The sequence below is a fragment of the Seonamhaeicola sp. genome, assembly GCF_028281565.1.
In the GTDB taxonomy this organism is placed as follows: Bacteria; Bacteroidota; Bacteroidia; order Flavobacteriales; family Flavobacteriaceae; genus Seonamhaeicola.
In genome coordinates this window covers 87,394-103,042 of record NZ_JANQJQ010000011.1, presented here as the reverse complement: position 1 = coordinate 103,042, position 15,649 = coordinate 87,394, and the positions used below count along the sequence as shown (strand labels likewise).

Here is a 15,649-nt window from a genome sequence, read left to right as displayed (position 1 = left end):
ACGTTTGGACTGTGTTTTCAATTAATATCAAATTCTTTTGTTTAGTTCTCCCAATAGCATTAGTAAAACAAAAGGGCTACTTCTAATATGCCTCCTGGTATGTTGTGCGCTTTATAGTCAGGACAGTTATACACGATTGGTTGATTCTGCGTATAATCACATTGATAAAAACTCCATCAAAGCTTCACAGTTTTTAGATTCCATTCCACAACCTGTAGAAAAATATATTGAGGGAAGGTTGTCAGATTATTATGCGCTAAAAGCTCTAATTCATGATGATAATAATGAAACACCGGATGTTTATCACAGTAGCATTTTAGCACTTAAATATGCTGAAATAGAAAAGAATTATAAAACGGCCGGACATATGTGTTTGGACCTTTTTTCAACTTTATATTTTGTTAATCAGGATTCAACTGCTTATGCATACTTGAATAAGGCTGAAGCATACTATGAATTGAGTGAGTATAAAAACGGGCTTTTGGAGGTAGAACAGATGAAGGCCTATGCAAAATTTTTAGATGGTGACTATGCGTTGTGTAACAAACTACTTTTAGAGCATCTTGAGGCGTATAGGAATGTAAAAGACGATGCCTATCATTACATGTTCGCCCTTTATATGATCACTTCAAGTTATGTTCATTTGGGCGACTTTGAAAAAGCCCATACATATTATAAAAAATTTAAAGTTTTAAAGGATAAACAAATGGTTGTCTTATTTAATCATAACTCTTTTAAGGCTTCAATTGATGTGGTTTTTGCTGAAGTGTTTTTCCGGAACAAGCAAATAGATTCAACGTTATATTATTTATCCCATGCCACTGAAAACAGGAGGTTCATGGGAGATGATACTGTTAAATCCTATTTTACTTTATATTCAGATTTTTATAAGAACTCAGGGGAATTGGAAGCATCAAAGAAGTATCTGGATTCTTTAAAAGTATTTGAAGAAAAGATGTTCAGGAATATGATTGATGCCAGCTTTCAAATTAATAATGCTCTTTTAAAAACAGAAATTGAACTAAAAAAGGAAAGTAAGGGTAAATTTTTCCTTGGACTTTTCGGTGTCATTTTGTTTTGTGTTTTTGCAACTGTTAGTTTGTTATATTTTATTTATTACAGGAAGCAAAAATTAAAATTGAATGATTTGGATGCCCAAACCAAGAACATCCCCTATTTAAAATCTAACAACGAAAAGCTTACCGTAAAGGTTCATAGTCTGGAAGATTATATTAGCTGCCTGAAAAACGAGGTAAAAATTATTGCTTCCATTGATGATGTGGTTGTTCAAAGAGAGAAAATAAAAGAGTTTTATACAGCACTACATTTAAATTCATCAACTATTTTAGATGAGGGTAAAAATCACTTAGAGCTGGTTAACGATTTTAACATCGATTTCTTCAAACGGATGAACGAATTGTATCCTAAGTTAAATGACTCCGATATCATTATTTGTTATTATATTTTTATTGGCTTTAAGAATAAAGAGATTGCGGTATTCCTTAATACATCGGTTAGGGCCATTGAAAGTAAACGTTACAGAATAACCAAGAAGATACATCTGGACGGGCAGGATACCACCTTACTGGAGTTTTTAAGAAATACTTTTGAACAATCTTATTTAGAATAAGGAGAAGAATAGAATATTTTTTAGAAGCAGGAAAACACCACAAAAAAGGTATAAATTTCTAATGTGCGTATTAAGTGCGTAGTAATTTTTAGTTAATTTTTACCGGAGTTTATGATATTTGTGACAGCTATTAATCGGCAATTAATTCTCTCTTGAGAGCCTGCGTTTTGTTTTGCTTTGGTTGGGCTAATTTTTTAGTTAAAAACAAAAATTTAGTAGGTATAATTAATTGTATTATACTATAATAATATAGTTTATCGATTACAGGTTAATTAAAAGGAGGCAGGTTAGGGAGCCTCCTTTTTTAATTTATAGCGGAATATTACCATGCTTTCGTTTTGGCCTGTTCACCTCTTTATTTTCAAGCATTGAAAAGGCTTTGATCAATTTTCTTCTGGTATGTTTCGGTAGTATAACTTCATCAATGAATCCACGTCTGGCAGCTCGATACGGGTTCGCAAATTTTTCAGCGTATTCTGCTTCCTTTTCAGCAAGTTTTTCTGCAGGATCATCGGCAGCAGCTATTTCACGTCTGAAAATAATTTCACTGGCACCTTTAGCCCCCATTACGGCAATTTCGGCCCCCGGCCAGGCGTAGTTAAAGTCGGCACCAATATGTTTGGAATTCATTACATCATAGGCGCCTCCATAGGCTTTTCTGGTAATAACGGTAACTCTTGGTACAGTAGCTTCACTTAGGGCGTATAATAATTTAGCACCATGAACTATAATACCGTTCCATTCCTGGTCAGTACCGGGAAGAAAACCGGGAACATCAACCAGGACCAGTAAAGGAATATTAAAACAATCACAGAACCGTGTAAACCTGGCCGCTTTTGTGGAACTTTTAACCCCCAGAACACCTGCCAGGAACATGGGCTGGTTGGCAATTATACCAATACTTCGCCCTCCTAAACGCGCAAAACCTACAATAATATTTTCAGCATACTCTTTATGAATTTCATAAAAAGAGTCTTCATCAATAATACCGGATATAACCTCATGCATGTCATACGGTTTGTTTGGATTGTCAGGTACGATATTAGATAAAACGTCTCTTACTTCATCGCCCGGATTAAATTCCAGTTTTTCTGTTGTTTCTGTGTTGTTTTGTGGTATATAACTCAACAGCTTTTTGACGTCTTCGAGGCATTCAATATCGTTAGCCGAAGTTTTATGTGCTACCCCGGATTTTGATGCGTGGGTATAGGCACCACCTAATTCCTCACTGCTGACTTCTTCGTTGGTAACTGTTTTGACAACATTAGGACCGGTTACGAACATATAACTGGTATTTTCCACCATGATCGTGAAATCGGTCATAGCAGGCGAATATACGGCACCGCCGGCACAAGGTCCCATGATGGCTGAAATTTGAGGAATGACACCGGAAGCCTGTACGTTTCTGTAAAAAATATCGGCATAACCACCAAGTGATTTTACACCTTCCTGAATTCTGGCACCACCGGAATCATTTAGCCCAATTACAGGGGCTCCAACTTTCACCGCCATATCCATGATCTTACAGATCTTTTCAGCATGTGTCTCTGATAAAGCACCTCCAAATACTGTGAAATCCTGGGCGTAAACATACACCAATCTACCATTAACAGTTCCGTAACCCGTAACCACACCGTCACCAAAATAAATTTCTTTGTCCATTCCAAAATCGGTTGTCCTGTGCGTTACCAGAATGCCAATTTCTTCAAAAGATCCCTCATCCATTAAATAATCAATACGCTCCCTGGCCGTTAGTTTTTTCTTTGCGTGTTGTTTGTCAATACGTTTTTGCCCGCCGCCTAAATGAGCTTGTTGTATACGTTCGTTCAGTTTATTTATTTTGGAATCCATAGGTATTTCTAATTTGGTAGTCTTAATAGTTTTTGATCTTTCAAATATTGCTTAAGTGCCAGTTTTGCAGCTAATTCAGCTTCAACTTCGCTCGCTTCCTCCACAATGCTGGGAGAAAAATAATTCTTTACAAAATGTGTATCGAAATTACCACTTCTAAAGGCTTCATGTTTACAAACAAACCTTCCAAATGGCAAGGTAGTTCGTACTCCTTTTATTTTGTATGTATCAATGGCGTAAATCATCCATTCAATAGCTTCACTTCTGGTTTTACCATAGGTTATAAGTTTAGACAACATAGGGTCGTAGTAAATAGGTATATCCATCCCTTCTTCAAAACCATTATCAACACGGACATGTTCGCCTTTAGGCAATATATATTCTTCTAAAGTTCCTACACTAGGTAGAAAATCATTCATCGGATCTTCGGCATAAACACGAAGTTCAACTGCATGTCCATTAATTCTAAGGTCTTTTTGTTTAATAGTTAATTCTTCGCCACGAGCAACCTTTATTTGCAACTCTACCAAATCTACACCTGAGATCCACTCTGTTACAGGATGTTCTACCTGCAGACGCGTATTCATTTCCAGAAAATAGAAGTTATGGTCGGCATCTAACAGGAACTCCACGGTACCTGCTCCAATATAATTGCAGGACCTAGCCACATTAATTGCTGCTTGTCCCATCTTATCTCTTAGTTGTGGTGTTAGAATCGCTGAAGGCGCTTCTTCAACTACTTTTTGATGACGTCGCTGGATAGAGCATTCGCGTTCAAAGAAATGAAGGTAATTACCATGCATATCAGCCATAATTTGAATTTCGATGTGCCTTGGTGAGGTGACGTACTTTTCAACAAAAACTGAACCATCGCCAAATGCTGATGTAGCTTCGCTGATGGCTCGTTTCATTTGACTCTCAACATCTTTTTCTTTTTCTACGATGCGCATCCCTTTTCCACCTCCTCCGGCAGCAGCTTTAATAAGAATAGGAAACCCAATCTTTTTAGCAATCTCAACGGCTTCTTTGGGGTCCGTAATAGCGTGGTCAACCCCTGGAACCATGGGAATGTTATAATCCTTAACTGCTTCTTTAGCAGCTAATTTATCTCCCATCATTTTTATAGCTTTTGATCGTGGTCCGATAAAAATAATGCCGTTGGCTTCACATAATTCTGCAAACTCTGCATTTTCACTTAAAAACCCATATCCGGGATGTATAGCATCCACATTAAGGGCTTTTGCCACTTCAATTATTTTATCACCACGTAAATATGATTCACTTGATGGAGCAGGGCCAATGCATACGGCTTCCCCGGCATATTTTACATGCGGCGAACGTCTGTCTATTTCAGAATAAACAGCTACGGTTTTTATACCCATTTGTTTGGCCGTCTTCAGCACACGAATGGCTATTTCGCCTCTATTTGCTACTAATATTTTTTTCATTTTCTACGACTTAAAGTTGAGATAAAAACGCATTATGCGCTAAATTCAATTAACAAATGATTTTTTTCCACAGCATCCCCTTTTTCGACATTTATAGTTTTTATAACACCATCCCTCGGAGATGTAATGACGTTTTCCATTTTCATGGCTTCCAGAATTAACAAGGGCTCATCTTCTTTAACTTCCTGACCTGCTTTAACGCTAATTTCCAAAATAAGACCAGGCATAGGTGCTTTAATAGAATTAACGTGTTTGGAAGCCCCAGTGGCAAATCCCATTTCTTTTATAAGAAGATCCAGATTGTTGTAGATGTTAATCTTGTAAATGTTATTGTTTACTTTAACCTGATAGGTTTTATTGTTGAAATTGCTATCAACAATAGACGCCCTATAAGATATGTTGTTGTGGAGAACGTGAAATTGAGATTCTGAAACCTCCAACGCATCAAGCTTTGACACGTCTTCGGAACTTATTTCAAAATCAAAAGTATCATTAACCTTAGTTTTGAAGATCTTATCCATAGTTAGAATAATTGGTTTAGGTAAATATAGTTATAATGTATCATAACTTTTTTTAAAAATGAAGAATACGGAAAAGCGGAATAAATATATTTAAACTAAGCTCCTAAAAATATGAGTTTCATCATATTCCTGGGAACTTTCCCAACTTTAGATTTTCTTTTAAACTATTCTGAAACAACATTTCTTATTAGAGCTGTTTTTTTTGTTATTCTGATGATATGATAATTTTGTATTGTTTTTAAGTGTTAAAATTATCATATTTTTAATATAAACATGATTTTAATCATTTTTTAATAATATCTAAAAAATAATATTTGCAGCATAATTTTTAATCATATAATATTAATCTCATGAATACTAATAGAAATTTTTTTAAAAGACTAATTATTTGCATAGTTGCAATAGGTTTTTCAGTGAACTATACTCAGGGCCAAATGTTACGGCTTCAGAATAGTGAATCTTCCTTGACCGTTTTTGGGGCTTCTAATTTGCATGGTTGGAAAGTAGATGCAGAAACACAACAAGGCGCCATAAGTTTTAATAACCTGGAATCTTGTGATATTAGTAATTTGTCACTTACTGTGCTTACCAAAAGTTTAAAAGGTGTAATGCCTGGTATGGCAGAAACAGTTTCAGAAACCTTGAAATCGGATGAATATAAGTACGTTTTATTTGTACTTACTAAAGTTGAAAATGTAACGAAGAAAGACAACAGCGTTTTTGAATTGCAGGCATTGGGAGATTTAACTATTGCCGGTACAAAAAGATCGGTGCCTATACGTTTTGAGGTCACTATTGATGATAATAAGGTAAAGCTTGAAGGTAGAACCATATTAAAAATGACCGATTTTAATTTAACACCCCCTGAAGCTTTGAGTGGAACAGTTAAGGCTAAAGACGATGTCATGTTAAGATTTGATGCCAGATTTGCTGGGTCTACACTGTTATAATTTTTACAGTTTATAGTCAGAGCCTCTTGCCATGGGATTTGAAAGATATCCTAAGGTGAAGAGGCTTTTTTTATGGCTTCTATTATAAACAGATAATTGCTTTGATCGGCCAAAATTATATTTGTTATTTGAAATTGAAAATAGTAAATTCATTACCTATTTAGCTTATTATGAAAACCTTACATCTTATTATCCCGGTTTTGTTTGTTTTTGCTTGTGCTCCGTTAACAGGACAAGTTGATGAAATACCTATTGACACCTTAATTAAGGAATTAGGAATTAGAGAATCAAAAGAGGCGAGCAGGGATATGCCCGGGTGGTCACGCCCTGAAAAAATAACCATGCGGTTTTATTCCGAGACCGAAAGTGGATTTGGATCTAAGGCATGGTTACTGGAGGTAGCTGACGGCGTGGCGGTTGAATTTGTAAGTAGTGCTTCCGAAATTGAAGCGAGTATCCTGGACAGTGATGTGTATATAGGGGGATGTACCAATTTAATTGCAAAGGGGAAAGCTCTGGATTACATTCATATCACTTCTGCGGGGATAGATAGATGCGGATCGATTCCCGGGATCAAAACTTCGAAATTAATTGCGACCAATAACGCCAAAGTACATAGTGAAACTATTGCAGAACATAGCATAGCAATGATGATGGCTCTGACGCGCAGGTTACCTATGTTTCAAGATCTAAAGACAAAATCTGACTGGAGCCGTGGTAATAATACTCCGGATGCCCCCAAAGCAATTGCTGTAAAAGGAAAAACCATGTTGGTGCTTGGACTTGGAGGTATAGGGTCGCAGGTTGCCAGCAGAGGAAATAAGTTAGGAATGCACGTTATTGGTACAAGAAACTCAAGAAGGACCGGACCGGATTATGTGGACTATGTAGGGTTAAGTGATGAAACTGTAGCTTTAGCAAAACGAGCCGATGTTGTTGTGAATGCGCTACCGCTTACTGATAAAACAAAAGGTATTGTTGGGGAAGCATTCTTTAATAATTTAAATGAAGGAAGTTATTATATTTCAGTGGGGCGCGGGAAAACTACGGATACCGATGCCTTAATAGCAGCACTTAAAAGTGGTAAGTTGAGTGGTGCCGGCCTCGATGTTACGGATCCGGAACCTTTGCCCGAAGGTCATGAACTTTGGTCGATGCCAAATGTAATTATCACTCAGCACACAGCCGGGAGGTCTGATCTGACCAGAAGGAATGCACTTATGATTATAAGAGAGAATCTGAGGCGTTACATCCGGGGAGAAAAATTGCTGAATATGGTTGATTTGGCAAGAGGATACTAAAATCCGTAATTTAATTTCAAAATTTAAACCTTAAAATTTGACCTTTCCTGATGTCGCTTTATGGCCTTTTGCGAAAGCACAATACCAACAATTAAAGAAACAAACGCACCGAGCCATATTCCCGGGATAAAGTCGATAAAAAGAAAGAAATCATAGGCGCCGTGAAAAGTAATAGCCAGTAGCAATCCGGTTAAATTCAATAACACTTTATTTTTGGAAAACTTCGCTTTTCCCATATAATACCCCATTAAAATACCAAAGGTAGCATGGGCCGGAACGGCGGTAAAAGCCCTTAATATAGCGGTTTGATACCCGCCTTCTAAAACATAGAAGATGTTTTCGGTAGCTGCAAAACCCATGGAGACCATAACAGCGTATACAATGCCGTCAAAAGGTTCATTAAACTCCGTATGGCGCTGTGCATAATACCTAACAATGATGTATTTACTAAATTCTTCGGTTAAACCAACTACGAAAAACGCTTTAATGAATTGTTGAAAAACACTGGTCCGGTCAGGAAGTGGTAAGACTATATCAAAAATATAATAAAGTATAGTAGTAATTATAATGCTGACAACGGCCCCGAGCAGAAAGTTAAAAAATAACAGTCGTTTAGGCTCCTTTTCGTATTTGTCTTTATAATAAATATAGAGGATTATTATAAAAACGGGTGCAACAGCAAATAACAATAAATTCATGGATTTACAGTTTCAATAATTTTTTGAAGCACTAATTCATAGTAACTTTTGTTTGATGGCACAAAGTGATTACCATTGTTCCCGATGGTATCGATTAAGTGTTTAAATTCTTGAAACGACACCAGTTTTAAAGCTTCAACTTCACCTTCCTGGGGAATTAATTTTGATAATGGCGCATTTAATTCAGCTATGAACGTATTATGAAACTCATTATCCTGAATAGCATTGTCATAGCTTTGAAAGCATTCAAAAACCCCTATTTTATTTAAATCGGCTTCAGAAATAGTTAAACTTATTTCCTCTTTAGTTTCTCTAACAGCCCCTTGTTCCGGTGTTTCTCCTGAGTCAATATGGCCCGCCACGGAAACATCCCACATCAGCGGGCAAATGATTTTTTTAGACGAACGCTGTGACAGCAAAATTTCACCCGCTTTAGTATATAACCAAATATGTGCCGTATTATGGTAATACCCTTTTTGGTGGATTACGGATTTTAGTTCCGATCGTCCGGTAGGGTTCCCCTGAGCATCAACAATATCTATGAGTTCATCCATAAAATGAGTAGAAAAAGTCGAACTGTCATTCTGAGCAAAGCGAAGAATCTTTTAGTCAGGGTTAATAAGATTCTTCATTTCGTGTCACTTCATTCAGAATGACAACTCTATTTTTATTTAATCGAAATAACTAAAGGTATCGCCATCTTTTATATTAAGAAGGGTTTCATAAATGAGTCTAATCACATTTTCAACATCCTCTTTATGAACCATTTCCACGGTTGTGTGCATATAACGAAGCGGTAGCGAGATCAATGCCGAAGCTACACCGCCATTACTGTACGCAAAGGCATCCGTATCGGTTCCCGTTGCTCTTGACAATGCAGAACGTTGGAAAGGAATCTTCTTAGCCTCAGCAGTATCAATAATTAAATCGCGTAATTTTTGTTGGACTGCGGGCGCATACGCTACCACAGGGCCTTTGCCAATTTCCAAGTGCCCTTCCTTTTTCTTCTCTATCATAGGCGTAGTGGTGTCATGTGTCACATCAGTCACTATGGCCACATTAGGCTTAATGGTTTGCGTGATCATTTCGGCGCCGCGTAACCCTATTTCTTCCTGTACGGCATTGGTAATGTATAATCCAAAGGGCAATTCCTTATTATTTTCTTTAAGTAAACGTGCTACTTCAGCAATCATAAAACCTCCCATACGGTTATCAATGGCTCTACACACAAACTTATCTTTATTTAAAATGTGGAATTCGTCAGGATAGGTAATCACACAACCTACGTGAACTCCTAATTTTTCTACTTCTTCTTTATTTTTACATCCACAGTCAATAAAAATATTATCAGGTTTTGGCGGTTCTTCCTTAACTCGGCTTCTGGTATGGATGGCCGGCCATCCGAACACGCCTTTTACAATACCCTTTTTGGTATGAATGTTCACCACTTTACTCGGAGCAATTTGATGGTCGCTACCACCATTTCTTATCACGTAAATTAATCCGTTATCACTTATGTAATTCACATACCAGGAAATTTCATCGGCATGCCCTTCAATAACAACTTTGTATTTTGCTTCGGGATTTATAACTCCAACCGCAGTGCCGTATGTGTCTGTAATGAATTCGTCCACATAAGGTTTTAAATAATCCATCCACAGTTTTTGCCCGTCCCATTCATAGCCGGTTGGCGATGCATTATTTAGATATTTTTCCAGAAAGTCAATTGATTTTTTATTGAGAATACGCTTTTTTGCCATTTGTAAAAGTTTTGCACTAAAATAACAATATAAATAGAAAGCCTACAGCTTAATTACATAAAAAATAACCGAGGAAAAAAAACGTTTTACAAAGAGTAAATTAGTAATTTTGGCAGGCAAAAGCCTCAGAATACATATTAATGAACTTTTTTAAATACATACTCTTTTTATTCCCGACATTATTATTAGCCCAGGTTAATGAGGTTGTGAACGATTCCATATCTACAGTGGAGTATTTAATTATTGAAGGAGATTCTGTTCCTCGAACCAGTATTGGTTTAGAGGAAGTCAAACTTTTACACAGGCTTAAGTTTGATAGTAGGGAAGACCGTATTCGCTATTTAATTTTACGACGGAAAACCGTTAAGGTGTATCCATATGCGAAACTGGCTGCCGTTCGATTGGATTCTATGAACAAACGTTTGGCCGGTTTAAAACGAAAGCGTGATAGAAAACGTTATACCAAAAGGGTTCAAAAATATATTGAGGGCGAGTTTTCCGAAGAATTAAAGAAGATGACCCGAACTGAAGGCCAGATCCTGGTGAAGTTAATTCACAGGCAAACCGGTATTACGGCGTTTGATTTAGTAAAAGAATTACGTAGCGGTTGGCGTGCCTTTTGGTACAATACTACAGCCAGTATGTTTGATATTTCCTTGAAACGAGAATTTGATCCCGAGCATGTAAAAGAAGATTATTTAATTGAAGATATTTTGCAACGTAACTTTCAAAGCGGACGATTGGAACCTCAGGAGTCGGCCCTGGAATTTGACTTTTATGATTTAACGGATAAGTGGTTGAACGCCGATTCTAAAGAAGAATAGCATGCGGAAGCAAACGGCTTTTGAAGAGACCTTAAATGCTACTACCCATGCCATTGGTGCCTTATTTGGAATTGCGGCCCTGGTTTTACTTATTCTTTTCGATACACAGAAGACAAATTGGAGTTTATTCAGTGTTATAGTTTACGGCATCTCTATTATTGTTTTATTTACCGCATCTACCTTATATCATGCCATAAAACAGGAAAAACGAAAGCACTATTTCAGGATTGTAGATCATATAAGTATTTATCTGTTAATTGCGGGGACCTACACACCGGTTTTATTGATCACACTTAGCGAAAGCCTGGGATGGCCATTGTTTTGGATTATCTGGGGCATAGCTGCCTTCGGTATTGTTTTAAAATTGTTTTTTACCGGACGGTTTGAAATATTTTCAACTTTATTATATTTGGTTATGGGGTGGCTCATTGTGTTTGATTTTGCCAACTTTTCCGAATGGGTTCCCAGCGATGCTGTTTTACTATTATTTGCCGGCGGATTAGCTTATACCGGAGGCATTATTTTTTATATTATTGAAAAGATTCCGTTTAATCATGTCATTTGGCATTTGTTTGTTCTGGTAGGCGCCCTATGTCATTTTTTTATGATATTCTTTTATATAATTTAGAGCCATGACAAATATTGTAGTTGCAAATACTTCCGAACATTTCAAAATCATAGAGACCTTAGCCGATATTATTTGGCGGGAGCACTATATACCTATTATTGGCCTCCCTCAGGTTAACTATATGCTGAAAAAATTCCAATCTGCAAAAGCCATAAAGGAGCAAGTAGAAAAAGGTTTTGAATATTATTTACTTTTTTTTAATGATGTACCGGCAGGTTACCTTTCAATAAAAAAAGAAAATGAAGCCTTGTTTTTAAGCAAGATATATGTGGTAGGGGAGTACAGAGGCAGAAAGATTGGTAAAGCAGCCATGGTTTTTGTTGAGGAAAAAGCAGAAACTTATAAGTTGGATAAGATCAGACTTACCGTAAACATAAACAATGTTAACTCTATAAAAGCCTATGAAAAACTAGGTTTTAAAAATGTTGGCCCCGTTGTGGCTGATATTGGTAACGGATTTGTTATGGATGACTATGAGATGATAAAAGAAGTTTGAAGCGGGAAGTTGGAAGTACGAAATTGTTAGTTAGAGTTTTTACTTCAATTACTTTGGGCCTTTGTAAGGTGGTTAAGAAAATTTAATTAAGCTATGTTTGCTGTATACAAACTTTTTCTGATGGAACTTTTTGAGTATAGAAGGTTGACTTCCTGTTATTTTTTCTTAGGCCTGAACGGCTTAATTACTTCTTCATTACATTCTAAGTAAGGCCCTTCCATTAGATCTATACAATAGGGCACAGCAGGAAAAACGGCATCCAGGCATTCCCTAATAGATTTTGGCTTTCCCGGTAAATTAATAATCAAACTACTGCCCCTAAGGCCAGCAGTCTGTCTTGAAAGAATGGCCGTAGGTACATATTTTAATGATTCCGTTCTCATGAGCTCTCCAAAACCTGGCATCATCCTGTCACATACTGCTTCAGTGGCTTCAGGTGTAACATCCCTTTTGGCAGGACCGGTACCTCCTGTGGTAACCACCAAACAGCATGTTTCATTATCGACCATATCGATAATCGTTTTTTCAATGATGTCTTGTTCGTCAGGTACTATTTTGTAAACATCTTTCCATTCTGAAATCAAATAATCGTTCAGGGTATCTATGATTGCTTTTCCGCTAATGTCTTCATAAACTCCGGCACTTGCCCTGTCACTTACAGTAATGATCCCTATTTTGATTGTTGACATAATTTTGAGTCTCTACTTCTATTTAAGTTGCTTGTAATTGTTTCTTGCTTATGGCGAATATAGTCCATTCATTAACATTACTGTATATTTAACTAACACTTTTCTCGATATAATTGACCAATACTATAAATGTTTTTTTAATTAATCAGTTGTCCTTTGCATCCAACTAATATGTAATTAAAATGATCTACATCTTCAGCATTAAGTTTTAACTTCCCGGTAATTTTTAGAATGTCATCGGTTTTAAATGATGGCCTAGAGGTAAACTGTAGCTCTATAGCCGTTTCAGGACCTCCAACGCCACAAAAAAAACAGGATGACATGGGGCCTTTTGATAGGATAAACAATCGACCTTCAGGGTCTATGTCTAAAAAATAGCCTGTTATGGATACTAGTTTCCCTTCTAAGGCCTTAACAGATTCTGAAAATTCAGGTTTCAAAAAGGCTCTGTCATAAGCTGGAAAATAATGTTCTTTGAATGTGACTTTTGATAAGTCTTTCCACGAAATTTCTTTTTGAGAAAAACACATGAAGCCGGAAAAGAATATAAAAATTACTATTGTTTTATTTTTCATCTCTTAAAATTTCTGAAACTTTCATCTTCATGATAGGATACACGGCTATTACAATAGATAAAAATGTAGCCATAAAAACGACCATTCCAATTTGAAATATCTCCTGAAATGGTAACCGTTGAAGTAAATTGTCCTTAAAACCCACTTCAATAGTTTCAAGTAGCATTGGTAAAGCTATTTTTACCAGTACTATACTAATAAAAAAGGCCATAAGAACGATGATAAATCCTTCATAAGCCACCATTCGCATCACCTGAAAATAGGTAGCTCCATAGGTTCGTAAAAGTGCCAGATCAAAAGCACGCTCTTTAACCATTTTATAAAGACTGATAAATATGGTTAGCCCGGATATTACCAGAATCAAATAGGCAATCCAATTAATGGCTTTAAGGCCGACACCCATGAAATCATACAATTTATCCAGCTCGTATTTTGGTAAAGCGGCTTGCATATTGGTACGTTCATTAATAGTTCTTGGCAAGGTTAAAAAACCTGTAGGATTTCTAAAGGAAACCAATAGCGAAGTTATTTTCTTTTCCTCTTCGTTTTGATGTGCTCTCTGGTGTTCATGATCGTGTTCATCGTTATGATCATCATGATTTTCCTCTCCGTCAGTTTCTTCTTCATGCTCATGAACATCCCATATACTTTCCAAATTACTTATAATTAAACGGTCTATAACTTTTTGGGTAGGCTTTAAAATGCCTACTACCGTAAATTTTTCGTCATGCGTTTCTATATCAGTCTCCACCAATCCGTGAGAACTCAAAAAGGTATCTCCAATGGAAAGTTCTGATACTTGAGCCACAGTATGCCCAATAACAACTTCCATGGTTTTCTCAATATCACGTCCATTTTCCAACTCAGTATTGTAAAGATGCCTAAAATCATTAGTGGTTCCAACAATTCTATACCCTTTATAATTATCACCATAAGAGATTGGCACTGCGATTTTAATCAGAGGGTTTTTGCCTATTTTTTTCGCCTCATTATATGGAATATTACCCGTTGGATTATCAAGGTGCAACACTGAAGCCAATACCAATTGTAATGGGCTTCCTTTGGCACCTATTACCAAATCTATGCCTCCTAAATTGTTTTCCATCTGATACTCAAAAGATGTTTTTATTTGCTGAACCCCAAGGAGCAACATGATACTTAATGAGAGTGTAAAAACACTCAAAAAAGTGTATAAAGGCTTAGATTTTAGGTTTTGTAAACTGATCTTCCAGATACTCATAATTCTATTGTATTTTGGAAGTATTCTTTAATTCTGGAATCGTGGGTAATCACCACTAAATTGGCATTGGTTTGTTCTGCTTGTTTTTGAAGGAGGTTGATTACAATGTTGCAATTTTGATCATCTAAACTTGAAGTGGGTTCATCAGCTAAAATAACTTTTGGCTGATGTACTACAGACATAGCAATATTAAGACGTTGTAACTGCCCCTCACTAAGTTCATTCAACTTACTGTTTTTATATGAACCCAGGTCTAATTCATTTAATAGCCCTTCAATTTTGGAATTCACGATATTTTTTTTACTGAAAAAAAGACGGGCTTTTAAATTTTCCAAAACGCTTAAGGATTGTATGGCATGCTTTTTTTGAAATACCAATCCAATATGTTTGCCTCTAAAGGCATCCAACTTACTAATGGATAATGAGTTTATATCAATACCATCAATCAAAACTTTTCCGCTCGCGGGAGTTAACAAACCGGCTAAAAGATGTAAAAAGGTTGTTTTCCCAACACCGGACTTTCCTAAAATGAGTAAATCTTCTTGCGTTCCTAAAGTGATGTTGGGAAATGAAAAAGTGTGTTCCCTTTCTCTATAATGAAATGTAAGATTTTCTATTTGAATCATTTTAGAGCTTATATCAATCTATAAATTACATTGGTAAATAGAAGTTTTATATTTCTTCTAATTTGGGCTACTTACAAGGTATCTGTTCTGTTAACTTTTCAACAGTTGAACTAAGTATTTCAGGTGTTGTATTTTCCGGAGCGTAAACAATAGAAACTTTTTTGGTATTTAAATCTAAAATAGATTGGCTTACTCCATTTATATCTTGCAGACCTTCTTCTATTATTTTTTGACATTTATGACACCTGGCTTTAGGCGTATTTATAACCAATACAGCATCATCTTCCCCTTTTAACAATACTCTTTCTTCTGGTTTTATTCGATTACACGATACCACTGATAATGAAACCAATACTATTAAAATTATTTTTTTCATTTTTTAATTATTAATTCATTACTTCATTACTTTTTT

The 15,649-nt window shown here is 36.3% G+C and carries 17 protein-coding genes; 6 read left to right on the top strand and 11 right to left on the bottom strand.

The features are described 5' to 3' along the window. The first annotated feature begins 37 nt into the window (after positions 1 to 37). Positions 38 to 1,630 (top strand): hypothetical protein, encoded by a 1,593-nt coding sequence (locus Q0983_RS05125; protein WP_299549752.1) that lies wholly within the window; start codon positions 38 to 40, stop codon positions 1,628 to 1,630. 309 nt (positions 1,631 to 1,939) lie between these two features. Here Q0983_RS05125 and Q0983_RS05120 read toward each other — a convergent pair whose 3' ends face one another. From Q0983_RS05120 to Q0983_RS05110, 3 genes are read right to left on the bottom strand one after another with little or no spacing between them, the layout of a single operon-like run. Next, positions 1,940 to 3,481: an acyl-CoA carboxylase subunit beta gene (locus Q0983_RS05120; RefSeq protein ID WP_299549749.1), complete on the bottom strand. Its 1,542-nt coding sequence runs from the start codon at positions 3,479 to 3,481 to the stop codon at positions 1,940 to 1,942. An 8-nt stretch (positions 3,482 to 3,489) separates the two neighbouring features. Next, entirely contained in the window at positions 3,490 to 4,929 is a 1,440-nt protein-coding gene (locus tag Q0983_RS05115; protein ID WP_299549746.1) for an acetyl-CoA carboxylase biotin carboxylase subunit, read from the bottom strand. A 32-nt stretch (positions 4,930 to 4,961) separates the two neighbouring features. Continuing rightward, positions 4,962 to 5,450 carry an acetyl-CoA carboxylase biotin carboxyl carrier protein subunit gene (locus Q0983_RS05110; protein ID WP_299549743.1) on the bottom strand — a complete coding sequence of 163 codons (489 nt, stop codon included), beginning with the start codon at positions 5,448 to 5,450 and terminating at the stop codon, positions 4,962 to 4,964. Between the two features lie 434 nt (positions 5,451 to 5,884). Between Q0983_RS05110 and Q0983_RS05105 the strand changes: the two genes are divergently transcribed. Together Q0983_RS05105 and Q0983_RS05100 are read left to right on the top strand one after the other, a co-directional pair. Beyond that, positions 5,885 to 6,400, top strand: a complete 516-nt coding sequence (locus Q0983_RS05105; protein ID WP_299549740.1) for a YceI family protein — start codon at positions 5,885 to 5,887, stop codon at positions 6,398 to 6,400. Positions 6,401 to 6,570: 170 nt separating this feature from the next. Beyond that, entirely contained in the window at positions 6,571 to 7,701 is a 1,131-nt protein-coding gene (locus Q0983_RS05100) for a D-2-hydroxyacid dehydrogenase (protein WP_299549737.1), read from the top strand. 23 nt (positions 7,702 to 7,724) lie between these two features. Here Q0983_RS05100 and Q0983_RS05095 read toward each other — a convergent pair whose 3' ends face one another. The 3 genes from Q0983_RS05095 to Q0983_RS05085 all read right to left on the bottom strand — a co-directional run bounded on the left by Q0983_RS05095 (position 7,725) and on the right by Q0983_RS05085 (position 10,159). Then, on the bottom strand, positions 7,725 to 8,399 hold the full coding sequence (locus Q0983_RS05095) for a YhfC family glutamic-type intramembrane protease (RefSeq protein ID WP_299549734.1): 675 nt from the start codon (positions 8,397 to 8,399) through the stop codon (positions 7,725 to 7,727). Next, a complete protein-coding gene (locus Q0983_RS05090; protein WP_299549731.1) occupies positions 8,396 to 8,953 on the bottom strand; it encodes an NUDIX domain-containing protein in 558 nt (185 codons plus the stop codon). The genes Q0983_RS05095 and Q0983_RS05090 overlap by 4 nt, the downstream gene beginning before the upstream one ends. Positions 8,954 to 9,070: 117 nt before the next feature. Further along, entirely contained in the window at positions 9,071 to 10,159 is a 1,089-nt protein-coding gene (locus Q0983_RS05085; RefSeq protein ID WP_299549728.1) for a M42 family metallopeptidase, read from the bottom strand. 140 nt (positions 10,160 to 10,299) lie between these two features. Here Q0983_RS05085 and Q0983_RS05080 point away from each other — a divergent pair, with 140 nt between their 5' ends. The 3 genes from Q0983_RS05080 to Q0983_RS05070 are packed head-to-tail and all read left to right on the top strand — an operon-like array spanning position 10,300 to position 12,107. Next, complete coding sequence (locus Q0983_RS05080; RefSeq protein WP_299549725.1) at positions 10,300 to 10,983, top strand: DUF4294 domain-containing protein; 684 nt, start codon at positions 10,300 to 10,302, stop codon at positions 10,981 to 10,983. A 1-nt stretch (position 10,984) separates the two neighbouring features. Continuing rightward, a complete protein-coding gene (locus tag Q0983_RS05075; protein WP_299549721.1) occupies positions 10,985 to 11,611 on the top strand; it encodes a hemolysin III family protein in 627 nt (208 codons plus the stop codon). Positions 11,612 to 11,615: 4 nt separating this feature from the next. After that, on the top strand, positions 11,616 to 12,107 hold the full coding sequence (locus Q0983_RS05070) for a GNAT family N-acetyltransferase (protein ID WP_299549718.1): 492 nt from the start codon (positions 11,616 to 11,618) through the stop codon (positions 12,105 to 12,107). A gap of 155 nt (positions 12,108 to 12,262) precedes the next feature. On the opposite strand, the gene mog is transcribed toward Q0983_RS05070, so the two are convergent. The 5 genes from mog to Q0983_RS05045 form a co-directional block, all read right to left on the bottom strand. After that, positions 12,263 to 12,796, bottom strand: coding sequence for a molybdopterin adenylyltransferase (gene mog, locus Q0983_RS05065; protein WP_299549715.1), 534 nt, complete (start codon positions 12,794 to 12,796; stop codon positions 12,263 to 12,265). A gap of 137 nt (positions 12,797 to 12,933) precedes the next feature. After that, a complete protein-coding gene (locus Q0983_RS05060) occupies positions 12,934 to 13,371 on the bottom strand; it encodes a hypothetical protein (RefSeq protein WP_299549712.1) in 438 nt (145 codons plus the stop codon). Beyond that, complete coding sequence (locus Q0983_RS05055; RefSeq protein ID WP_299549709.1) at positions 13,361 to 14,611, bottom strand: ABC transporter permease; 1,251 nt, start codon at positions 14,609 to 14,611, stop codon at positions 13,361 to 13,363. Before Q0983_RS05055 ends, Q0983_RS05060 begins: the two co-directional genes overlap by 11 nt. Then, entirely contained in the window at positions 14,608 to 15,237 is a 630-nt protein-coding gene (locus Q0983_RS05050; protein WP_299549706.1) for an ATP-binding cassette domain-containing protein, read from the bottom strand. Before Q0983_RS05050 ends, Q0983_RS05055 begins: the two co-directional genes overlap by 4 nt. A 67-nt stretch (positions 15,238 to 15,304) precedes the next feature. After that, positions 15,305 to 15,613 carry a heavy-metal-associated domain-containing protein gene (locus tag Q0983_RS05045; protein WP_299549703.1) on the bottom strand — a complete coding sequence of 103 codons (309 nt, stop codon included), beginning with the start codon at positions 15,611 to 15,613 and terminating at the stop codon, positions 15,305 to 15,307. Between the last annotated feature and the right edge of the window lie 36 nt (positions 15,614 to 15,649).